22 protein-coding genes are annotated in these 19,860 nt (G+C 65.6%); 14 read left to right on the top strand and 8 right to left on the bottom strand.

What is annotated here, in order from left to right; translation table 11 throughout:
* Nucleotides 1–44 precede the first annotated feature (44 nt).
* From ACFC4D_RS27460 to ACFC4D_RS27435, 6 genes are all read left to right on the top strand, one after another.
* A complete protein-coding gene (locus ACFC4D_RS27460; protein ID WP_376067814.1) occupies nt 45–1,553 on the top strand; it encodes a uracil-xanthine permease family protein in 1,509 nt (502 codons plus the stop codon).
* A gap of 7 nt (nt 1,554–1,560) precedes the next feature.
* On the top strand, nt 1,561–2,922 hold the full coding sequence (locus tag ACFC4D_RS27455) for a nucleobase:cation symporter-2 family protein (RefSeq protein ID WP_376067812.1): 1,362 nt from the start codon (nt 1,561–1,563) through the stop codon (nt 2,920–2,922).
* On the top strand, nt 2,912–3,547 hold the full coding sequence (locus ACFC4D_RS27450; RefSeq protein WP_376067810.1) for a UbiX family flavin prenyltransferase: 636 nt from the start codon (nt 2,912–2,914) through the stop codon (nt 3,545–3,547). Before ACFC4D_RS27455 ends, ACFC4D_RS27450 begins: the two co-directional genes overlap by 11 nt.
* A complete protein-coding gene (locus ACFC4D_RS27445) occupies nt 3,544–4,944 on the top strand; it encodes a UbiD family decarboxylase (RefSeq protein ID WP_376067808.1) in 1,401 nt (466 codons plus the stop codon). The genes ACFC4D_RS27450 and ACFC4D_RS27445 overlap by 4 nt, the downstream gene beginning before the upstream one ends.
* A complete protein-coding gene (locus tag ACFC4D_RS27440; RefSeq protein WP_376067806.1) occupies nt 4,937–5,959 on the top strand; it encodes a CobW family GTP-binding protein in 1,023 nt (340 codons plus the stop codon). The genes ACFC4D_RS27445 and ACFC4D_RS27440 overlap by 8 nt, the downstream gene beginning before the upstream one ends.
* An 89-nt stretch (nt 5,960–6,048) precedes the next feature.
* The gene (locus ACFC4D_RS27435; RefSeq protein WP_376067804.1) at nt 6,049–6,513 is read left to right on the top strand and encodes a polyketide cyclase; all 465 of its coding nucleotides are present in this window, start codon (nt 6,049–6,051) and stop codon (nt 6,511–6,513) included.
* A gap of 97 nt (nt 6,514–6,610) precedes the next feature.
* Here the strand turns inward: ACFC4D_RS27435 and ACFC4D_RS27430 are convergent, their stop codons facing one another.
* Both ACFC4D_RS27430 and ACFC4D_RS27425 read right to left on the bottom strand, forming a co-directional pair.
* Complete coding sequence (locus ACFC4D_RS27430; RefSeq protein WP_376067802.1) at nt 6,611–7,591, bottom strand: zinc-binding dehydrogenase; 981 nt, start codon at nt 7,589–7,591, stop codon at nt 6,611–6,613.
* On the bottom strand, nt 7,588–8,118 hold the full coding sequence (locus tag ACFC4D_RS27425; RefSeq protein ID WP_376067800.1) for a nuclear transport factor 2 family protein: 531 nt from the start codon (nt 8,116–8,118) through the stop codon (nt 7,588–7,590). The genes ACFC4D_RS27430 and ACFC4D_RS27425 overlap by 4 nt, the downstream gene beginning before the upstream one ends.
* A gap of 70 nt (nt 8,119–8,188) precedes the next feature.
* Here ACFC4D_RS27425 and ACFC4D_RS27420 point away from each other — a divergent pair, with 70 nt between their 5' ends.
* Nucleotides 8,189–8,995, top strand: coding sequence for a LysR family transcriptional regulator (locus ACFC4D_RS27420; protein WP_376067798.1), 807 nt, complete (start codon nt 8,189–8,191; stop codon nt 8,993–8,995).
* 63 nt (nt 8,996–9,058) lie between these two features.
* Here the strand turns inward: ACFC4D_RS27420 and ACFC4D_RS27415 are convergent, their stop codons facing one another.
* Nucleotides 9,059–9,637, bottom strand: a complete 579-nt coding sequence (locus ACFC4D_RS27415; protein WP_376067796.1) for a TetR/AcrR family transcriptional regulator — start codon at nt 9,635–9,637, stop codon at nt 9,059–9,061.
* 139 nt (nt 9,638–9,776) lie between these two features.
* Between ACFC4D_RS27415 and ACFC4D_RS27410 the strand changes: the two genes are divergently transcribed.
* Nucleotides 9,777–10,724 carry an SDR family NAD(P)-dependent oxidoreductase gene (locus ACFC4D_RS27410; RefSeq protein ID WP_376067794.1) on the top strand — a complete coding sequence of 316 codons (948 nt, stop codon included), beginning with the start codon at nt 9,777–9,779 and terminating at the stop codon, nt 10,722–10,724.
* A gap of 12 nt (nt 10,725–10,736) precedes the next feature.
* On the opposite strand, the gene add is transcribed toward ACFC4D_RS27410, so the two are convergent.
* A complete protein-coding gene (add, locus tag ACFC4D_RS27405; RefSeq protein ID WP_376067792.1) occupies nt 10,737–11,765 on the bottom strand; it encodes an adenosine deaminase in 1,029 nt (342 codons plus the stop codon).
* Nucleotides 11,766–11,807: 42 nt separating this feature from the next.
* A complete protein-coding gene (locus ACFC4D_RS27400; RefSeq protein WP_376067790.1) occupies nt 11,808–12,515 on the bottom strand; it encodes an ABC transporter permease in 708 nt (235 codons plus the stop codon).
* Between the two features lie 236 nt (nt 12,516–12,751).
* Here ACFC4D_RS27400 and ACFC4D_RS27395 point away from each other — a divergent pair, with 236 nt between their 5' ends.
* The 4 genes from ACFC4D_RS27395 (at nt 12,752) to ACFC4D_RS27380 (ending at nt 17,330) form a co-directional block, all read left to right on the top strand.
* Nucleotides 12,752–14,146 carry a sensor histidine kinase gene (locus ACFC4D_RS27395; protein WP_376067788.1) on the top strand — a complete coding sequence of 465 codons (1,395 nt, stop codon included), beginning with the start codon at nt 12,752–12,754 and terminating at the stop codon, nt 14,144–14,146.
* 90 nt (nt 14,147–14,236) lie between these two features.
* Nucleotides 14,237–15,475: a hypothetical protein gene (locus ACFC4D_RS27390; RefSeq protein WP_376067834.1), complete on the top strand. Its 1,239-nt coding sequence runs from the start codon at nt 14,237–14,239 to the stop codon at nt 15,473–15,475.
* Between the two features lie 89 nt (nt 15,476–15,564).
* On the top strand, nt 15,565–16,521 hold the full coding sequence (locus tag ACFC4D_RS27385; RefSeq protein WP_376067832.1) for an undecaprenyl-diphosphate phosphatase: 957 nt from the start codon (nt 15,565–15,567) through the stop codon (nt 16,519–16,521).
* Nucleotides 16,518–17,330, top strand: coding sequence for a hypothetical protein (locus tag ACFC4D_RS27380; RefSeq protein WP_376067787.1), 813 nt, complete (start codon nt 16,518–16,520; stop codon nt 17,328–17,330). The genes ACFC4D_RS27385 and ACFC4D_RS27380 overlap by 4 nt, the downstream gene beginning before the upstream one ends.
* On the opposite strand, the gene ACFC4D_RS27375 is transcribed toward ACFC4D_RS27380, so the two are convergent.
* The 3 genes from ACFC4D_RS27375 to ACFC4D_RS27365 are packed head-to-tail and all read right to left on the bottom strand — an operon-like array spanning nt 17,327 to nt 18,646.
* Nucleotides 17,327–17,770, bottom strand: a complete 444-nt coding sequence (locus ACFC4D_RS27375; RefSeq protein WP_376067785.1) for a PaaI family thioesterase — start codon at nt 17,768–17,770, stop codon at nt 17,327–17,329. The genes ACFC4D_RS27380 and ACFC4D_RS27375 overlap by 4 nt on opposite strands.
* A 40-nt stretch (nt 17,771–17,810) precedes the next feature.
* The gene (locus tag ACFC4D_RS27370) at nt 17,811–18,227 is read right to left on the bottom strand and encodes a hypothetical protein (protein ID WP_376067783.1); all 417 of its coding nucleotides are present in this window, start codon (nt 18,225–18,227) and stop codon (nt 17,811–17,813) included.
* The gene (locus ACFC4D_RS27365) at nt 18,224–18,646 is read right to left on the bottom strand and encodes a MarR family winged helix-turn-helix transcriptional regulator (RefSeq protein ID WP_376067781.1); all 423 of its coding nucleotides are present in this window, start codon (nt 18,644–18,646) and stop codon (nt 18,224–18,226) included. The genes ACFC4D_RS27370 and ACFC4D_RS27365 overlap by 4 nt, the downstream gene beginning before the upstream one ends.
* Nucleotides 18,647–18,785: 139 nt before the next feature.
* On the opposite strand from ACFC4D_RS27365, the gene ACFC4D_RS27360 reads away from it, so the two are divergent.
* Complete coding sequence (locus ACFC4D_RS27360; protein ID WP_376067780.1) at nt 18,786–19,439, top strand: hypothetical protein; 654 nt, start codon at nt 18,786–18,788, stop codon at nt 19,437–19,439.
* A gap of 3 nt (nt 19,440–19,442) precedes the next feature.
* Complete coding sequence (locus tag ACFC4D_RS27355; RefSeq protein WP_376067778.1) at nt 19,443–19,844, top strand: hypothetical protein; 402 nt, start codon at nt 19,443–19,445, stop codon at nt 19,842–19,844.
* The last annotated feature ends 16 nt before the right edge of the window (nt 19,845–19,860 follow it).

Genomic DNA, 19,860 nt, shown 5'->3' with positions numbered 1-19,860 from the left:
CGACGCCGTCCCCCGCGTCGCACCGCTCGTCCAGGAGTCACCCAATGAATACCCGTTTCCCCCTCAAACGCAACCGGTCCACCGCACCCCGTCATCCCGTCGACACCGTCCCGCCGATCCGGCACCTGATCCCCCTCGCCCTGCAACACGTGATCGTCGCCTACTCCGGCATGGTCACCGTGCCGCTGGTCATCGGTGCGGGCCTGGGTCTGTCCCCCGCCCAGGTCACCACGCTGGTCACCGCGAACGTTCTGGTCAGCGGTGTCGCGACACTGCTGCAAACGATCGGGATCTTCAATGTCGGTGTGCGACTGCCCATTGTGATGGGTTCCACCTTCACCGGCATCACCCCGGCCATCATCGTCGGCAATAACGCCGGACTGCCCGCGGTTTTCGGGGCGACCATCGTGGTCGGCGTTCTCACCTGGATCGTCGCACCGTGGTTCGCCAAACTGGCGCGCTACTTTCCGCCCATCGTGACCGGCACGACCATCGCGATCATCGGATTCTCGCTGCTGCCGTCGACCTCGCGACTGATCTCGGGGCCGATGACGGCCGCGGATCACGGTGCGCCCAAACGACTTCTGCTCGCACTCGGCACCGTGGTGCTCGTCGTGGTGATCGAACGGCTCGCCCGCCCCGCCATCGGCCGCTTCGCCATTCTCATCGCGCTCGCGGTGGGCACGCTGGCGGCGTGGCCACTGGGTCTCACCGATTTCTCCGCCACCTCCGCCGCGCCGATTTTCGGTCTGGCACATCCCTTTTCGTTTGGTGCGCCGGTCTTCGTGGTGGCCGCCATCCTGCCCATGCTGGTGGTGCAGGTGGTGAATATGGTCGAGTCGACCGGCGATACCTTCGCCACCGGGGAGATCGTGGGACGTGAGCTCGGACCACGTGATATCGCCCGGGCACTGCGCGCCGACGGGCTCGGCACGGCACTGGCCGGGGTGTTCAGCTCCTTCACCTTCGTCACCTTCGGCGGGAACGTCGGACTGGTCAGCATCACCCGGGTAATGAGCCGCTATGTCGTCGCCGGGGCGGGGGTGATCCTGGTGATCATCGGATTGATGCCCAAGCTCGGTGCGGTGGTGGCCTCGCTGCCCGGGCCGGTGCTCGGCGGTATCGGGATAGTCATGTTCGGCACCCTCGGTGCGATCGGCGTGAAGTTCATGCTCGCAGCGGATTTCAGTCGGCCGCGCAATCATCTGATCGTCGCCATCGCCTTCGGCTTCGGCCTCATGCCGGTGGGCGCGCCCGATTTCTACAGCCATTTGCCGGTGCCCATGCAGACAGTGCTGTCGAGCGGAATCGCGGCCGGGGGTATCGCAGCGTTCCTGCTGAACCTGCTGCTCAACGGGGTTGGCGGGGAAGGTTCGCGGGACGCGGAACCGGCTGTGCGGGAGGACACCGCAACGGATGCGGGCAAGGACGCCGCTACCGACTCGCACGACGACCTCGCCGCGCATGACTACACCGCCGCGGAGGTGCCCGCGACCGATGGGCGGCCCGAGGTGGACAAAACCGTTCAGTCCCATCCGCGACCGGCGATCTGAGCACGTCATGGCACTGGAACAGCCCGAACGCGATGTACCCGAACGGGATACAGCGGAGACCAGCGGCGATATCCACGCGGTAGATCAGCGACCGCCGTTCTGGCACATGGTATTACTCGGCTTGCAGCACACCCTGGTGATGTACGCGGGTGCGGTCGTGGTCCCCATCGTCGTCGGCGCCGCGCTCGGTCTGACTGGCGCGCAGATCGCGGATTTGATCAGCATCGACCTGATCCTCGCTGGGGTGGGCACCCTCATCCAGGCTGCGGGGGTGTGGAAGTTCGGCATTCGCATGCCACTGGTGGTGGGAGCCGCCTCCAGCGGGATCGTGCCGATGGTCCTGGTCGGCCAAAGTCACGGGCTGCCAACCGTTTACGGCTCACTGTTGATCGCGGGCCTGATCTGGATACTGGCCGCGCCATACTTCAGCCTGTTGCTGCGACTGTTTCCCGCCGTGGTGACCGGCACGGTGATCACCCTGATCGGACTGACCCTCATTCCGGTCGGTATCCGGCTCATCGCCGGTTCCGATCCGAGCTCGCACGACTACGGGCGGCTCAGCCATATCGGTCTCGCGGCGGGCACCGTGGCGTTGATGGTGGTGTTCCGGCGGCTGTTTCGCGGACTGCTCGGACAGTTGTCGATCCTGCTGGCGCTGGTGGTCGGCGCGATCATCGGCTGGTCGGTCGGGATCGGTTCGCTCTCCCAGGTCGCACACGGACCCGTCATCGGAATCATCGGCCCGATGCATTTCGGCGCGCTGCGCTTCGATATTCCGTCGATCCTGCTGTTTCTGGTGATCGTATTCGTGCTGATGGTCGAGGGTTCGGGGCAGGGGTTGGCGGTCGGTGAGGTGGTCGGCAAGCCGGTGGGGCCCGACGATATCGCGCGGCTGCTGCGCGTGGACGGGCTGATGACGCTGTGCAGCGGCTTCTGTAATGGGTTCCTGTACACCACATTCGGTCAGAACATCGGTCTCATCGCACTGACCAAGGTGCGCAGCCGCTATCCGGTCGTCGTCGTGGGCGTGCTGCTGATCCTGTTCGGGGTGTTCCAGCCGATCGGGCGGGTGGCCGCGGCCATTCCGGAACCGGTGATCGGCGCGGCCGCCATCGTGACCTTCGGCGCGCTCACCGTCTCCGGTATCCAGATTCTGTCGCGGGTGGATTTCGACCGATCCGCCAATCTGACCATCGTCATGCTGTCGCTGGCGGTCGGGCTGGTGCCCGCGTTCGCGCCGAACTTCTACAGGCAGCTACCCGATTTCGCCGAAATGTTCTGCAAGAGCGGCGTCGCGACGGGAACCATCCTCGCGATCGGGCTCAACGCGCTCTTCCATTCCTCCGAGAAAGATCGTCATGTCTGCTGAATATCGTGATGGCGGATTCGCCCCCGCCAAGCCACGACTCATCGTGGGGGTCACCGGTGCGAGTGCACCCCAGCTGGCAGTCCATCTGCTGACCGCATTGCGCCGATTGCGGGTCGTGGAAACACATTTGGTGATTTCGCGGGCCGCTCATCGCACCCTCGAACTCGAAACAGGTCTGCGGCCGGAAGAGCTCAGCGCACTCGCCGACGTGACGCATCAGCGCGGCGATATTGCCGCCTCCATCGCCTCCGGGTCGTTTCTCACCATGGGCATGGTGGTGGTGCCGTGTTCGATGAAGACGCTGGCGGGTATCGCGCACGGCTACTCCGATGATCTGCTGGGCCGAGCGGCCGATGTCTGCCTCAAGGAGCGCCGCCGCCTGGTGCTGGTGACCCGCGAAACCCCTTTGAGTCTGGTGCATTTGCGCAACATGACCGCCGTGACCGAGGCCGGAGCGATCGTCCTGCCGCCGGTGCCCGCGTTCTATCAGCGGCCCGATTCGATCGAGGCGTTGCTCGCGCATCTGAGCGGGAAGATCCTCGACCAGTTCGGCATCGAGCACGACCTGTTTCCCCGCTGGCAGGGTCCGCTGCCCGCCGACCGACTGACCGGAGCCGCCCGATGATCTATGAAGACCTTGCCCCACAACAGGATTCGCACGCCTTCGTCGACCGATACCGGGCCGAGTATCCCGAGGACGTGCTGGTGATCGATGATGTCGTGGCCGCCGATCAGGGCGTCACGGGATTGATCTACGAACTCGCCACGCGCGGTCGCGAGGAGATGCTGTTGTGCCGCAAGGTGAATGGCATCGAGGTGCCGGTGGTGAGCAATATGTTCGCCTCCCGCACCCGTATCGCGCGCATGTTGGGAACGCGTCCGGAGCAGCTGCATGAGACCTTCGCCGCACGCGCGGCCGCGCCGGTGTCACCCCGGTACGTCGATTCCGGGCCGATCCTCGAGAATGTCCGCTCGGGCGCGGAGGTGGACCTGGGTTCGCTACCGATGTTGCGCCACTTCGCCTCCGATCGCGCGCCGTACATCACCAGCGGCGTGATCGTGGCCACCGATCCGGACACCGGCGTAGGCAACATGAGCTACCACCGGGCCATGGTGCACTCGCCGACCGAGTTGGCGACCAGTCTGCATTCGCGGGGCGATCTGTGGCGCATGCTGGCACGCTATGCCGAACGCGGTGAGCCGATGCCGGTGGCCATGGTGATCGGCGGGCATCCGCTGTTCATGCTCGCCGCGTCCGCGCGGGTGGGGTACGACGTCGATGAGCGGGCGGTCGCGGGCGGGCTGTTCGGCGAACCGCTGGATGTGGTGGCGACCCCCGTATACGGCATCGGCGTTCCGGCCTGGTCGGACTTCGTGCTGGAGGGCGTGATCGATCCCGACGCGCACGCGCAGGAGGGGCCGTTCGGCGAGTTCTCCGGCTACTCGTCCAATCGCTCCACCAACAATGTGCTGCGGGTCGAGACCATCCTGCGGCGACGGCAGCCGATGCTATTCGATGTCGAAGGTGGCAATACCGCCGAACATCTGAATCTCGCTCGCGTGCCGCGGGAATCGGAGATGGCGGAGAAACTCAAGGCGCGTTTTCCGGATGTGACCGCGGTGCACTATCCGACCTCGGGCACGCACTTCCACTGTTATGTGGCGGTGCGCCAGTCCCGCCCGGGGCAGGCCCGGCAGATCATGCTCGGACTGCTGGGCTGGGATCCGTACCTCAAGACCGTCATCGCGGTCGACAGCGATATCGACCTCACCGATGACGCGGCGGTGCTGTGGGCGCTGGCCACGCATTTCCAGCCGCACCGCGACATTCTCACCGTGGACGGGCTGCCCGGATCACCACTGGATCCGTCCTCCACCAGCGACGGCACCACCTCGCGCATGGGATTGGACGCCACCCGCGGACCCGCATTCGAGGGCAGGCGCATCGAGATATCCGACGAAGCGATGTCCCGTGCGCGCACCCTCCTCACCACCCTCACGACAGGAGCGAATCATGGCTGAGCACAACAAGATCCCGGTGACCGTCCTGACCGGATTCCTCGGATCCGGTAAGACGACGCTGGTCAATCACATTCTGACCGCCCAGCACGGGCATCGAATCGCGGTGATCGAGAACGAGTTCGGGGAGATCCCGATCGATAACGATCTCGTGCTCAACGCCGACGAGAAGATCATCGAGATGAGCAACGGCTGCTGCCTGTGCTGCACCGCACGCACCGATCTGATCGAGATCCTGCGCTCGCTGCTCGAACGCAGCGACCGCTTCGATCGCATTCTCATCGAGACCAGCGGGCTCGCCGACCCCAATCCGGTGGCGCAGACCTTCTTCGTCGATGAGGAGATCAGCGCGAACTTCACCCTGGACGCCATCGTTACGCTGGTGGACGCCAAGCACATTCGCGGCCACCTCGCCGAAACCGGCCACGACGGACTGGGATCCACGGTGGTCGATCAGATCGCCTTCGCCGATCGCATCGTGGTCAACAAGGTCGACCTGGTCGACGCCCCCGAACTGGCGGCGGTCGAACGCGAAGTGCGCGCCATCAACGCCACCGCCGACATCATCGCGTCCCGCTACGCGGACGTTGACCTCGCCGATGTGCTCGGCATCGCCGCCTTCGATCTGTCCCGACCCATGGCGGGTGATCCGCACTGGCTCGAAGATGATGGGCACCAGCACGATCCGACCCTCACCTCGGTCGGCATCGAACTGGATGGAGCCCTCGACCAGCACGCTCTCCGCGACTGGCTGACCGCGCACCTGAGCGAGCACGGTGGCGAGGTCTATCGCATGAAAGGGTTGTTCGCGGTCGAGCAGGACCCGCGCCGCTTCGTATTGCAGGGCGTGCACGAGGTATTCGAACTCCGCCCCTCGACCCCGTGGCTCGACCAGGACCGCACCGGCAAGGTCGTCTTCATCGGCCGCGATCTCGACCGTGCCGAACTCACCCGCGGATTGCTCTCCTGCCTGGCGGATCGAGCGCTGACACCCGCCGCGCGGGGCAGCGGACGCTGACACTCACCTCGCCGCCGGTGTGCCCTCGCCCGCCGGACCTCTGCTCCGCCGCAGTCCACGATGGTGCGGAGTGTGCGAGGGTGGGGGACATGACGGTAGAACGGTTCGAGGTCCAGCGTCAGATCAGCGCGTCTCCCTCGGAGATCTTCGCGCTGCTGTGCTCGCCCGCAGGACATGTGGCGATCGACAGTTCGGGCATGCTGCAATCGGCGGAGGGAAAGCCGGTTACCGGCGTCGGGGACACGTTCATCGTCCACATGGACCGCGAATCGCTCAATGACCTGCCAATGGGCAGGTACGACGTGACCGTGATCATCACCGAATTCGAGCCGGACCGACAGCTCGAATGGACGATCTCGGGAACAATCCAGCCGCCCATCGAGCACCTGTACGGCTATCGCCTGCAGGAGAACGACACCGGCACACTGGTCACGTCGTACTACGACTGGAGCAAGATCGCGCCTCGCTACCGTGAGGCGTCGATCTTCCCGATCATCCCCGAGTCGGCGCTGCGAGCCACCCTCGGCATCCTTGCCCGCACCGTCCAGAAGTGATTCGGACCCGGTTTCCCGAGATCGCCAGGCGCATCGACTAATTCGCCAGCGTCGCAGCGCAATAGCGCCCTGCTTCAGCTGCGCCGTACGCGGTAGGTCAGTCGCAGTGGAGCACGATCTTGCCGAACGCTTCGCCACTGCGAGCCCGGGTGAAGGCCGCATGTGCCGCGTCGAGTGGCCATACCGAATCGATGGGGATCGCGATATCGGCGCGGGCGCAGAGTGCGGCCAGCCGGGTCAGTTCTGTCGGTGAGCCCATGGCGGTGCCCAGGATCGATAGGGATCCGATGAATACCTTGGGTAGGTCGATCGGGGCGACCGGTGCGCCACCGGCCACGCCGATGAGGACCAGTCGTCCGCCGGGGCGCAACCGGGTCAGTGCGTGATCGACGCTGGTGCCGACGCAGTCGATCACCACATCGACCAGGTCCGGGAGCGGGTCTCCGACACCGAAAGCGGCGTCCGCACCGAGTTCGGTGACGGCGCGTTCGGCACGGGCTGGGGTTCTCGAAATCACCCAGACTCGCGCGCCGCCCGCACTAGCGAGAATGATTGCGGCGGTGGCAATTCCGCCGCCCGCACCGTGGACCAGCACCGTTTCGCCGGGTCGGATCGCGGCGCGGGTGAATAGCGCGCGGTAGGCGGTCAGCCAGGCGGTGCCCAGGCATGCGGCTGCCTCCCAGGACAATTCGGGTGGTTTCGGGATCAGATTCGCTGCGGGCACGTGCACCGTCTGCGCGAAGGTGCCATCGATGCCTTGGGACAGCATGCGCAATGTCGGGTCCAGCATCGGGTCGTCGAAATGGCAGGTCGGATCGCCGATGATCGGGTAGATGATGACCTCGTTGCCCGCGGCGTCGATTCCTGCGCCATCGGAGCCGAGGATCGTCGGCAGTCTGGCGCGGTCTGCGCCGTGACCTCGCATGGTCGCGAAATCGCTGGCATTGATGGTGGCCGCGCGCATTCGAACGGTGGTCCACTCCGCGGGGGCGTCGGGTTCGGGTCCCTGCCCCACCGTAACGGCGTGTTCGTGGTCGCGGGCGTCGGGCGCGACCAGCCGTACCGCGAGCACGGTCACGGGGCGGGGAAGGCGTAGGGCAGATCGTGTTCGATCACCAATTCTGTTATCAGCCAGCGTGTTCGTTCGCGTTGCAGTTGGGCCCGCGCGTATCCGCACTCGATGGGGACGATCGTGCCCTGGGCACCGAACGCGGTCGGCGGCCAGCCCTCGGCCGGGCGGGCCAGGCCGTGGGCGTTGTAGACGATGAACTGCGCGTCGAATGCGCCTTGGTCGCCTTCGACGGTGACGATCGGGTTGAGGAGGGTGTGGTGGCTCCAGCCCAGCGGTGGGTGCGGTGCCATGCCCGCTGCCACCGCCGCGCCGATAGTGGCAGCGCCGGTCAGTTCCGCCAGCAGTTCCGGCTCGCCTGCGCCGCGATAGTAGATCCGCACTGTCGCCTCGGGGGCGAACAGTGCCGACATGCGCTGCGGATCGCGGTGGTCGGCTGCTCGGACGTAGTGGGCGAATACCTCGGGAATCAGCCGGTAGGGATCCTGTGCGGCCGGATCGGCGGTGGTGTGTGCTGATATCTGCGCTGCGGTCATGACTCGAGTACACCCGCATACGCGCCGACGAGCTATGCACGATATCGACTGTTACCCATACCCTGTGGGTATGGATCAGGTGGACTTCGCGGACCTCGAGTACGTCGTCGCGGTCGCCGATGAACTCAGCTTCACTCGGGCCGCCGCGCGCTTGGGCATTACCCAGCCACCGCTGTCGCGGGCCATCGCCAGGCTCGAAAGACGGCTGGGAGTCCGGCTTTTCGAGCGCACCAGCCGCGCGGTCACGCCCACCGACGCCGGGTTCGCCTTCGCCGCCGATGGGCGGGCGATCCTCGCCGCCACCCGTGCCGCCGTCGAACGGGTACGGTCCAGCGACGCGTCGCGCCCGCTGAGTCTTGCGGTCCGCCCGGCGATCGGATCCGTTCTGCTGCATGACATTCTGGCTCGCGGCGAGGGCTTGGCGCTCCCGATTCCGATCCGCGTACACCTCACCCGAAGTCCCGCCCGGGCCGTGCTCGACGGTGATGCCGACGCCGCGCTCACCTGCCTCACCACCGCGCCCGCGCCGCTGCACACCGAGGAGTTGATCGAACAGCCAACCGTCGCGCTGCTGCCGAGGAATCATCCACTCGCGCAACGTTATTCGCTACAGCTCGATGAGATCACCGCGCTGCCCGGCCATCTGCATACATGCCCGGATCTCGACCTGGATGAGATTATCGACCACGTCCATCTGCGCAATGCCTCGACACTCGCCAGCCACGACGTCATCCCCCGGCTCGGTGAGCACGTGCGAGCGGTCCCCGTCATCGACGCCCCGGGAACCACACTCGGTCTCGTACACCACCCCGACAGAACACACCCCCGCTTGGCCGACCTCATCACTCAGGCACGGCGGGCCGCGTACGCCGGATAGCCCAAAGATGCTCTGCACCAACTGATATCGCCCCGCCGGAACCGCCCGTCGACCAGTGGCAACTCACGCGGTCGAGGTATGGTCGCGCAAGCCGTCCACGAGCAGATCCAGCAATCGGCCGGCCAGATCTCGTTGTTCGGGTTCTCCTGCGATCAGGGTTATTCCGCCCAAGCCCATCAAGACATCGTTCGGGTCGACGTCGGTGCGAATCGTGTGATCCGCTGCACCGGCGGTCATGAGCAGGGCCAGCGAACTCGCCAGCAGCGCACGGGTATTCATGATGTCGGCTTCGGACATGAGCACCGTGCGCAGGGCCTCGATCATCGCGTTCTTCGTCGCCATGAAGTCGACGAAGTGGTCCATCCAGACGCGAAGCGCCTGTGTCGCAGGCATTGTGGTGAGCAGATCCGGCGCTGAGTCGCACAGCCGGGCGACCTCATTGCGATAGGTCGCCTCGACCAGGGTTTCGCGGGTGGGGAACCGGCGGTAGAGGGTGCCGATTCCGACACCGGCGTCCTTGGCGATCGCCTTGAGCGATGCGCCGGTCCCGTCGGCAGCGAATGCGCGCGCTGCGGCCTCGAGGAGACGGTCGTGGTTGACCTGGGCGTCGGCGCGGAGTGGGCGGGCGTTGTCGGGTGCCATGGTCTCTCATCGGTCGGGGACGGTCTTGCCAAGCGGAGTCGGCTCCGCTTATCCTCGGTAAGCGGACGCGGCTCCGTTTATGAGTGTAGGGGACGGTCCGCTCGATCCGAATTCTCCGCAATCAGAAAGAAGCGTTGTCATGAGCAGCAATCGCATCACCACCCCGTTCGGCGCGCAGTCGACCGCCGCCGAGGTCATCGCCGGAGTCGACTGCACCGGTCGGCGCGCCATCGTCACCGGCGGCGCGTCCGGGATCGGCACCGAAACCGCCCGCGCCCTCGCGAACGCGAATGCCGAAGTGACCCTGGCCGTGCGCAATGTCGCCGCGGGTGAACTCGTCGCGCGCGACCTCATCGCCGAGACCGGCAACAAGCAGGTATTCGTCGCTCCACTCGACCTCGCCGACCAATCCTCGATCGCGCGGTTCGTCGCCGATTGGCAAGGGCCGCTGCACATTCTGGTCAACAACGCGGGAATCATGGCCACGCCGGAAATGCGTACCCCACAGGGCTGGGAAATGCAGTTCGCCACCAACCATCTCGGACATTTCGCCCTGACGACCGGTCTGCACGACTTGCTCGCGGCGGCGGGCAACGCGCGAATCGTCGTGGTGAGTTCGGTGGGGCACGTGAACGGCGAGGTGGTGTTCGACGACATCCACTTCCTGCACCGACCCTATGACGCATGGGAAGCCTACGGGCAGTCCAAAACCGCCAATATCCTGTTCGCGGTCGAGGCGAGCAAGCGCTGGGCAGCCGACGGGATCACCGCCAACGCCCTGAACCCGGGACGCATCCCCGACACCAACCTGAGCAGGCATATCGACGACGCGGGGAACGCACCCGCATCGTTCGAACCCAACAGCACGGCGGTGTCATGGAAAACCCCCGCCCAGGGCGCTGCCACCTCGGTCCTGCTGGCCGCCTCACCGTTACTCGAGGGCGTCACCGGCCGCTACTTCGAAGACTGCAGCGAGGCGGAGCCGCACCGCCCGGGCGTCCGCCGCGGCGTCGCCGCATACGCCCTGGACCCCGCCAATTCCGCACGGCTATGGCAAGTTTCGCTCGACACCCTGGCTTCCGCCTGAGCGCCTCACCGATCAGGTGTTATCGCCGACGTATCGGTCGACTTCAAGCAGGAAGGCGTCGCGTCGGGCAGTGGAAATCCATGATGCCTGGAATGAGTTCTTGGCCAATGCCACGACCTGATCGATCGTCACTTCGGCCGAGTTGGTCAGGGCCACATAGTTATCCGCGGCGTATGCACCGAAGTACGATGGGTCGTCGCTGTTGACCGTTACCAGGATTCCGCGGTTCAGCAGGGTGAGGATCTCTTCGGACTTGCCGCTCTGGGTGACGAACGAGTTCGATACCGGGCAGCAGGTGAACGCGATCCCCCGGGATCGAGCGAGCTCCACCAGCGCATCGTTCTCGATAATGTTGGTGCCGTGGTCGATTCGGTCCACTCCGATATCTTCGAGCGCCTGGCGGATGTGCTCGATCGAGTTGTCCTGGTCGATATCGCAGTGCATCGTGAGCAGGAAACCCTCGCGGCGGGCGCGCGCGAATACCTCCGCGAATTTGCTCGGCGGATTGCCCCGCTCATCGGAGTCGAGGCCGACCCCGATGATCCACTCCTTGTAGGGCAGCGCTTCCATGAGTGTCGCCATCGCGTATTCCGCGGACTGATCGCGCAGGAAACACATGATCAGCTCGGCGGACATGCCGAACTCCCTGCGCGCCTGCACAATTGCCGACCGGTACCCGGAGATCACGGTATCGAACCGCACCCCGCGGCTGGTGTGCGCCTGCGGGTCGAAGAACATCTCGACATGCCGTACACCGTCCGCGTGTGCCCTGGTCAGATAGGCGAAGGCCAGGTCGTGGAAGTCCTGTGCCTGCTGCAGCACGCGCATCGCCGGGTAGTAGACCTGCAGGAACGAGGTCAGATCGTGGAATTGGTACGTCGCTTCGACCTCGGCGACGGTAGATTCGGCCAACTCGATGCCATTGCGGCTGGCCAGCGCGAACTTCAATGCCGGTTCGAGCGTCCCTTCCAGGTGCAGGTGCAGTTCGGCTTTCGGAAGCCCTCGAATGAATGCCGCGAGATCTGTTGTTGCTGTAGCCATTACGACTATCACCTTCCGGTCGGTGGATAGGACTGGTGCGATTCAGTTGCTTTCGTGCGCGCGTCGTTGAATCCAGCCGCGTGAGATCAACTCGACGGTAACCGCGACCGCCACCGATTGCGCGAGCAACAGCCCCAGCAGCACCAGCACCTGCACCGCCGCCGCCTGCACCGCGGAGCCGCTGGCGAGCAGCACACCTACGAAAGCACCTGGCAGCGTGACCAATCCGACGGTGCGAGTCTGATCGACACCGGGCAGCAGCGCGTCACTCGCGGTGCGAATGACGACTTCCCACCGGGCATCCCGATCGGTGAACCCCAGACTCAGCGCGGCCTCGAATTCCCCGTGCCCGATGACCAGCGCGTCCAGGGCACGACGGGCCGCCAGCGATGTCGCGGTCATGGCGCCGCCGAGAACGATTCCGCCGACCGGTACCACCGCTATACCTGTCATCGGAACCACCCCGCCGACCAGCATCGGCAACAGCGCGGCGACCGCTCCCGCACTCAACGACAGCACCAGCCACGCCCCCGACCATCCCGCGTCACTGCGTCGTGCGGCCGTGACGACCGCCGCCCCGAACATCACCAGCAGCACCAGCAGCGAAGACCACAGATGCGCGAGCGCAACCGCCAACACCGATGCGACAGCGGCGAGTTGGACCACGGCCCGCACGGCCGCGGCGGGCGCGGTGATCACCGGTCCGAGCTGCGCGACCCGATACACCGCTGCCGCGCCCGCGACCAGCACAACGCAGACGACCGCCAGTCCGACGCCCGGAGTCGCAACCGCGCTGATCTCGTGCCTCCTACCCTGATTCGGTCGAATACCAGTGAACCTCGAACCGAGCGCGAGAGGGCTATCGACTCACCGGCCGCGGCCGCCCGCGGGCATTCGCATCATCGTCACCACGCTGCCGGTAGTCCGCTGTGAACACGCTGAGAGTGAACAGCGGTCGGAGCGATGTGGGCTGCATGATGGCGGACATGGTTGATGTGTCAGTACTGCTGCGGCCCGCCCGGTGGGGATTGCGCGTGCGGTCGGCGGTGCTGAGTACCGCGGTGCTCGCGGTCGTGTTCGCCCTCGGCGCGCTCGCGGGCCTGTGGCTGATGTATCAGTCACTGCTGGAATCGGTGGATTCCACCGCGTCGGGGCGGGCCAGTGAGTTGGCCGGGCAGCTCGCGCATCGTGCGCCGGCGCAGGCCGATGAGGGTCTGTTCGCCCGGGATCGGACGATTGTCGCGGTGCAGGTGATCAACGCCGAAGGCGCTGTGGTGCGGGCGTCGTCGGAGGCTGAGATGTCGAAGCCGCTGATCACCCCGGTGCCGGACTCCTCGCCCGGTGTCGAGGTGCCCGAGCTCGATGATGTGCGGGCGGCCACCCGCACCGTCTCCGGGCCCGACGGCGTTTTCACGGTGCTGGTCGCGGTCAGCAATGAGGAGGCCGAGGAGACCGTTCGCAATGTCGGGCTCGTGGTGGCGGTGCTGGCTCCCCTGGTGCTATTGGCTTCCGCCACGGCGACATACGCTCTGGTCGGGCGGTCGCTGACCTCGGTGGAAGCGATCCGCCGTCAGGTCGCCGCGATCGATGCCGGGCGGCTGGGGGATCGAGTTCCGGTGCCGCAGACCACCGATGAGATCGCGCAGCTGGCGGTGACGATGAACGCCATGCTCGACCGGATTCAGGAATCGGATGCGGCGCGACGCCGGTTCATCGCCGATGCCTCGCATGAGCTGCGCAGTCCGCTGGCGACCGTGATCGCCGCGCTCGAGCTCAGTCGCGATCATCCCGGGATGCTCGACGCGGAGATGATCAACGCGACCGCGTTGCCCGAGGCCGAGCGGATCAAGCAGCTCGTTGAGGACATGCTCACGCTGGCCGGGGCGGATGAGAACGGAATGCGGCTGGCCACAATCGATGTCGACCTCGATGATCTCGCCGCCAACACCGTCGCGACACTCCGCCACGACCACCCCGGGCTGGCGGTGGAGGCGCGGCTGCATCCCGCCCGGGTCGTCGGCGATCCGAGTGCGCTGCACCGCGTGATCCGGAACCTGACCGACAACGCTGCCGCCCACGCTCGCACCGGGATCTCGGTCACGGTCGAATCCGGTTCCGGCACAGCGCGAGTGATCGTCGACGACGACGGGCCGGGCATCCCGGTCGCCGAGCGCGAGCGGGTCCTCGAGCGGTTCGTCCGTCTCGAAGACGATCGCGCCCGCACCTCCGGCGGGACCGGTCTCGGGTTGGCGATCGTCGCGGAAATCGTTCGCGCGCACCAGGGTTCGATCACGATCGAGGATTCGCCACAGGGCGGCGCCCGGCTGGCTGTCGAACTCCCGGCCGCGCCGGTCGATCGGCCCGGGTCATCGAACGAATAGCTCGCTGTCCATTGGCCGGACAGGTGGGCGTCGGATCCTTCTCAGCGTTGTCACAGCGGTTGCTGACTACGGTCACCAGCCGTGACGGAGATGACGAATTCGCAGGTCGGCACCGGTCGCCGGATGCTGAGCAAGGTGCCGGAAGTGACCGTGTGGTTCTGGGTCATCAAGATCCTGTGCACCACGGTCGGGGAGAGTTTCGCCGACTGGATCAATATGACCCTCGGGGTCGGCCTCGGGCTGACCGCGGTGCTGTTCACCGTGATTCTGGCCGGGGTGCTGGGCTGGCAGCTGTGGCTGAGCCGGTACGTGCCGTTCGTGTACTGGCTGACGGTGGTCGTGCTCAGCGTCACCGGAACCCTCTACACCGATATCCTCACCGACAGCCTCTCGGTCCCACTCGTGGTGAGCACCAGCGTCTTCGCCGCGGTGCTGGCCGTGGTGTTCGCCGTGTGGTTCGTGCGCGAACGCACGCTGTCGATCCACTCGATCATCACCACACCGCGCGAGGTGTTCTACTGGCTGGCGGTGCTGGTCACCTTCGCCCTCGGGACCGCCGCGGGCGACTGGACGCTGTCGGTGACCGGATGGGGACCCGGTGTCTCGGTGCTGCTGCCCGCCGGGCTCATCGCCGCGGTTGTCCTGGGCTGGCGACTGGGGGCCAATGCCGTCCTGGCCTTCTGGCTCGCCTACATCCTCACCCGGCCGCTCGGCGCCAATCTCGGTGACTGGCTCGCCTCACCCACCGCGGACCATGGTCTCGGGCTGGGCACCGCGCTCACCAGCGTGCTGTTCCTGGCCGCGATCCTGGCCACCGTCGTATATCTCACCCGCACCCGCGCCGACGTCATCTCCGCTCAAAACACCTCCGCCGCACGTGATTTCACTCCGGCACGAGAACGACTCATGCTCGGGTACTACGCGGTGGTCGCCGTCGTAGCCGGTGCGCTGGTGGCCTGGGCCGCAGCGCAACCGCACGCTTCGGTCGGCGGAGACGACGAACCCGGTGCCACGGCATCCGCGTCCGATCTCACGCCGGGGCAGGCGGCGGCGCACTTCCCGTCGAGCGATATCGCGAACTTTCGCGCCATCACCCAAGACACCCTCAGCAAAGTGCAAGCGGGACAACAGAATGACGCCAAGTCTCGAATCAAGGATCTCGAAACCGCCTGGGACCGTGACCAGGACACGTTGCAGGCCATCGACGGCAAATCCTGGACTGTGATCGATGGCCAGATCGATGCGGCATTGAAGGCAGTGCGGGCGAGCAAGCCGGACCCGATCACCGAATCCCAGGCGCTGACCACTTTGCTCACCACCTTGGGATAGCAGGACCACACCTCCACTAATCACCTTGGCCCGCAGACGGTTTCAACACACTGCGGGTCGTCGAGCACGCTCATACTCACCGAATAGGACTGTGCATGGCCATCAGCTATCTGGAATCCATCGTCGTCGGCGCACTCCAGGGGGTGAGCGAACTGTTCCCCATTTCCAGTCTCGGGCACAGCATTCTGCTGCCCGCCTGGATCGGCGGGCAATGGGCGCGGGATTTGGATATGTCCGCCAAGGACTCTCCTTACCTGGCCTTACTGGTAGCCATGCATGTGGCGACCGCACTCGCCCTGGTGATCTTCTTCTGGCGCGACTGGGTCCGCATCGTGGCCGGACTCTGGGATACCGCGCGTACACGCCGGATTCGCACACCCGAGGCACGGCTGGGCGTGCTGCTCATCGTCGCCACGATCCCGGTGGGGCTGGCCGGATTGGCACTCGAGAAGACCGTGCGCAACCATCTCGGCACCCCGATTCCGACATCGATCTTCTTGGCGATCAACGGAATTGTTCTGCTGTCCGCCGAGAAGCTGCGCAGGCGTGAGCCGAAAGTCACCGAAATAGCTACTCCGACAGGGTATTCAGCGGATCTTTCCACTCTGGAGACCACGGTATTGCCGATCATCGATCACGACCAAGCCTCCGATACCCAGCTGTCCAAGCTCGGGATGCGGGACGCCGTACTCATCGGTTCCGCGCAGATCGCCGCACTGTGCCCGGGCATCAGCCGCTCCGGCTCGACCATCGCCGCCGGACTGTTCAAGGGCCTGCGCCACGAGGACGCCGCCCGCTTCGCGTTCCTGCTCGCGACCCCGGTCATCCTGGCCGCCGGAGTCCTCAAGACACCGGAACTGTTCAAGCCCGAGAACCACGACATCCTCGGCCCCGCACTCGCGGGCTCGGTGGTAGCCGGTGTGCTGTCCTACATTTCGGTGAAATTCCTGACCGCGTACTTCGAAACCAAGACCCTGACCCCGTTCGCGATCTACAGCCTCATCGCGGGCGTGGGCAGCCTGGCGTACTTCGGACTGCACGGATGATGGCCACCGCAATACGGGGTGATTACAAGCTCCCACAGGTCACCGCCGGTTTCTGGATCCTGAAGATCGCCGCCACCACCCTCGGTGAGACCGGCGGCGATCTGCTCGCGCAAACCCTGAACCTCGGCTACGCCGCCGCCTCGGTGCTGTTCCTGGCGATCTTCGCGATCAGTCTGCTGATCCAATTGCGCGCGAACCGCTTTCACCCCGCCCTGTATTGGACGGTCATCGCCGCCACCAGCACGGCGGGCACGACGATCTCCGACCTGCTCAATCGCGGTCCCGGCTCGGACACCTCCACCGACGGCGGGCTCGGCTACGGCGGCGGCGCGGTCGTCCTGATCACCGGTCTCACAATCGTTTTCACCATCTGGAAGCTGAGCGGGCAGACCTACGACGTCTCCGCGATCACCACCCGGCGCGGTGAAATCCTCTACTGGTCAGCGATTCTGCTGTCGAACACGCTCGGCACCTCGGTCGGTGACTATCTGTCCGACAGCTCCGGCCTCGGCTACTGGGGCAGCGCCGCGCTCATCGCCCTGATCATGGCTGTCATTCTCGCGGCGCATTACCTCACGCCGATTTCCGGCGTGCTGCTGTTCTGGACAGCCTTCATCCTCACTCGTCCCCTCGGCGCGACCGTCGGCGATCTGTTGTCCAAACCGCATGACAAGGGCGGATTGGCCTTCGGAACCTGGGGCACGAGTGCGGTGCTGCTCCTTGTGCTCGTGGTGGGGGTCAGACTCCACCACAGCTCCATCCGCGCCGTTTCCACAGCCCCGCAGAAGACCAGTACGGGAATCCATTAGGAGGTCGGCAACGCCATGAGAGTGGCCTGCATGAGAGCGACCGGGCCTGCGCCGTTGGTGTCGGACACGACCTCGGCTGTGCAGACGGTGAGGGTGCGGCCGGACTTCACCACCGTCGCGGTCGCCAGAAATCGCTGTCCAACAGGGGGACTCATGAGGTTGACCTTGAATTCCACGGTGAGGATGTCACGGTCGGGCGGTTGCAATGACATGGCGGCGTAACCGCAGGCCGAGTCGGCCAAGGTGGTGATGGCACCGGCGTGGACGAAACCGTTCTGCTGGCACAGGTCCTCGCGAAACGGTAGTTCGAGGACGACGCGACCGGGGGCCAGGCTCGTGATGCCGATTCCCAGTGTGCCGAGCAGGGTTTGGCGACCGATGCTTTCGCGCAGTCGCGCTTCCTGGGCAGGGCTCAAGGTGCCCGCGTTCTCGGTTGACATCGATTCCCTCCGCGAAGGTGAACATCCCTGGCGCAGACTGTTATTCGCGCCAGGGGAAGGGCCGCAGGTCCGGTTCGACCCAATCGCGCTTTGCCCGAGGCAAAGCCAGGGTTCCCGGTCGGTAGAAGCGGGTCAGCAGGCGTTTGTCGAGCAGGACGCGATGGTGATCGGCGAACACGGTGAAATCGGCTTCACCGGAATCGATCGCGTGGTGCCCGACCAGTTCCACCCAGGCGCGACTGACGGTCACGTTGTACTTCTGCGGCGCGCCCGCATAGCGTGCGGTTCGCTGAATACCGTTGCTGATCAAGTCGATTGCCGCGGACACGCCGCGGCGGCGAACGGCGAGCCAGGTCAGATGCACGTGTTCGCGGTGGCCGAACCGCTCGGCGGTGGTCATCACTTCGGCCATCAAATGATCGAATTCGGTGGGTGTTTCGGAGTGTGGCGAGGTCATGAGGACACCTCTGTGAGGGCGTGTAATGCGGCGCGCAGACCCGCGACCGCCTCCGCGGACAGTCCCGCGAGCGCGCGGCGCTCCAGATCGGCGATGGCTTTCCGGATGATGGCGGCTGTTTCCAGTCCGGACGAGGTGAGCTCGATCAGAACCGCCCGGCGATCTCCCGGGCGGTTCCCCCGAGTGACGTGGCCACGCCGCTCGAGACGATCCAGCACGCTGGTAAGCGTGGTGGGTCGCGAACCCACGGCGGCACCCAATTCGGACACGGTGCGCCCGCGGCCGTCGGCGAGATTCGCCAACGCGTTGATCTCGGACGCGGTCAAATCCAGGTCGACCAGCTGCGCCGAGAGGACTTGCAGGGTGGCGTGAGTCGCCCGCTGCACCGCCAGCACCGCCGACCAATCGGATGAGTTCATCTCAGATACCACGATTTCGTACTATACGATATCGTGGTATCTGTTTCAAGAGATGCTAGTTCGGACTTGTCGAGAGATGCGGGCGGCGGAGCGATCTCCTCCCCGGCGCAATCGGCTCGCAACGCTTAGCATTCGGGATATGCACCGTGGCAACTGGTTCCGCATCCTGCTCTGCGCGGCCGTGCTCTGCGGTACCAGCGCGTGCATCGGCGCGGTGGACCGCGCGGACTTCGAGGACCGGATTCGTACGCGCGGTGGCGGATTGGTCAGCGCGCTGCCCGAAGCCGCGGTTGCCGCATTGGGTCGGGAGCTCGGGGTGACCGACCCCACCGTGAACGTCATGCTGCTCACCGCGCCGAACTCCAGCGGGTTCCGGCTCGTCCTGAACAATCAGCCCGCCCAGGTGACCAGGTTCCTGTCCGGGGGCGATTTCACGGCGCGCGAGCCCACCGTTCGCTTGCGTGTCCGCCCGCCCGGGCCGGCGCGCACGATGGACGACTACTCGTTCACCCTCGGCGATCTCAGTGCTCCGACTCCGGCGCGGGTATCGGCTTTCGATGACCTCGACGCCGAGAATTTCACCATCGGCGAGGTTCCCGGTCTGTCCCGAATCGAAGATATCGTCGACACCGCCCGTACCCGCAGTGGTATCCCCGACGGTCAGGTCACCGCGCTGGTGGTCAGCCGCTTCGGCCGCGATATCCGCATCGTGGCCAATATCGTCTCCGCCCGTTCGGAAGCGGTCGCGGAATTCGACCACACCGGCGCTTTCCTCCGAGTCCAGCAGGTATAGCCGATGCCACGTGTACTCGCAGCCCTTTCGACCGGGTTATTCGTCGGCACCCTGAGCACCGTTGTGCCCGTGGCGATCTGGCCCGGCGAAGCAAAACTCACCGCACCGCTGTTCTGTTCCTCCGGCACCGAGCCCATGGTTGTCTCGGATACCTTCCATGATTCCGAAGGCACCTCGACCAACTACACCCTGTACTGCGTCGGCGACCATGGCGCTCTCACCAACGAGGGGTTCGTGCTCCCCATGCTGGTCATGCTCACCGCACACGTGCTGATCGTGACGGTCCTGGCACTGCTTGCCATGACGGTCACCCGAACGGCAGCGCCTGTACAGGATGCACCCGCTCCCCCGCCGCCCTCGGAACCGCTTCCCCACAACGGAGTTCAGGATTACTTCGAACACTGACGGCGGCGTCGCTTGG

It is taken from the genome of Nocardia sp. NPDC056000, from assembly GCF_042269265.1.
Classification (GTDB): domain Bacteria; phylum Actinomycetota; class Actinomycetes; order Mycobacteriales; family Mycobacteriaceae; genus Nocardia.
Note: the sequence above shows the minus strand (reverse complement) of the source record. Positions and strands in the feature narration are given on the sequence as shown.

What these genes read in the sequence shown, in the direction of transcription:
- ACFC4D_RS27435 (WP_376067804.1), top strand. Translation starts at nt 6,049, where the DNA reads ATGACGGTAGAACGGTTCGAGGTCCAGCGTCAGATCAGCGCGTCTCCC.
- ACFC4D_RS27390 (WP_376067834.1), top strand. Translation starts at nt 14,237, where the DNA reads ATGACGAATTCGCAGGTCGGCACCGGTCGCCGGATGCTGAGCAAGGTG.
- ACFC4D_RS27460 (WP_376067814.1), top strand. Translation starts at nt 45, where the DNA reads ATGAATACCCGTTTCCCCCTCAAACGCAACCGGTCCACCGCACCCCGT.
- ACFC4D_RS27355 (WP_376067778.1), top strand. Translation starts at nt 19,443, where the DNA reads ATGCCACGTGTACTCGCAGCCCTTTCGACCGGGTTATTCGTCGGCACC.
- ACFC4D_RS27440 (WP_376067806.1), top strand. Translation starts at nt 4,937, where the DNA reads ATGGCTGAGCACAACAAGATCCCGGTGACCGTCCTGACCGGATTCCTC.
- ACFC4D_RS27420 (WP_376067798.1), top strand. Translation starts at nt 8,189, where the DNA reads ATGGATCAGGTGGACTTCGCGGACCTCGAGTACGTCGTCGCGGTCGCC.
- ACFC4D_RS27410 (WP_376067794.1), top strand. Translation starts at nt 9,777, where the DNA reads ATGAGCAGCAATCGCATCACCACCCCGTTCGGCGCGCAGTCGACCGCC.
- add (WP_376067792.1), bottom strand. Translation starts at nt 11,765, where the DNA reads ATGGCTACAGCAACAACAGATCTCGCGGCATTCATTCGAGGGCTTCCG.
- ACFC4D_RS27360 (WP_376067780.1), top strand. Translation starts at nt 18,786, where the DNA reads ATGCACCGTGGCAACTGGTTCCGCATCCTGCTCTGCGCGGCCGTGCTC.
- ACFC4D_RS27450 (WP_376067810.1), top strand. Translation starts at nt 2,912, where the DNA reads ATGTCTGCTGAATATCGTGATGGCGGATTCGCCCCCGCCAAGCCACGA.
- ACFC4D_RS27395 (WP_376067788.1), top strand. Translation starts at nt 12,752, where the DNA reads ATGGTTGATGTGTCAGTACTGCTGCGGCCCGCCCGGTGGGGATTGCGC.
- ACFC4D_RS27455 (WP_376067812.1), top strand. Translation starts at nt 1,561, where the DNA reads ATGGCACTGGAACAGCCCGAACGCGATGTACCCGAACGGGATACAGCG.
- ACFC4D_RS27370 (WP_376067783.1), bottom strand. Translation starts at nt 18,227, where the DNA reads ATGACCTCGCCACACTCCGAAACACCCACCGAATTCGATCATTTGATG.
- ACFC4D_RS27380 (WP_376067787.1), top strand. Translation starts at nt 16,518, where the DNA reads ATGATGGCCACCGCAATACGGGGTGATTACAAGCTCCCACAGGTCACC.
- ACFC4D_RS27415 (WP_376067796.1), bottom strand. Translation starts at nt 9,637, where the DNA reads ATGGCACCCGACAACGCCCGCCCACTCCGCGCCGACGCCCAGGTCAAC.
- ACFC4D_RS27445 (WP_376067808.1), top strand. Translation starts at nt 3,544, where the DNA reads ATGATCTATGAAGACCTTGCCCCACAACAGGATTCGCACGCCTTCGTC.
- ACFC4D_RS27425 (WP_376067800.1), bottom strand. Translation starts at nt 8,118, where the DNA reads ATGACCGCAGCGCAGATATCAGCACACACCACCGCCGATCCGGCCGCA.
- ACFC4D_RS27375 (WP_376067785.1), bottom strand. Translation starts at nt 17,770, where the DNA reads ATGTCAACCGAGAACGCGGGCACCTTGAGCCCTGCCCAGGAAGCGCGA.
- ACFC4D_RS27365 (WP_376067781.1), bottom strand. Translation starts at nt 18,646, where the DNA reads ATGAACTCATCCGATTGGTCGGCGGTGCTGGCGGTGCAGCGGGCGACT.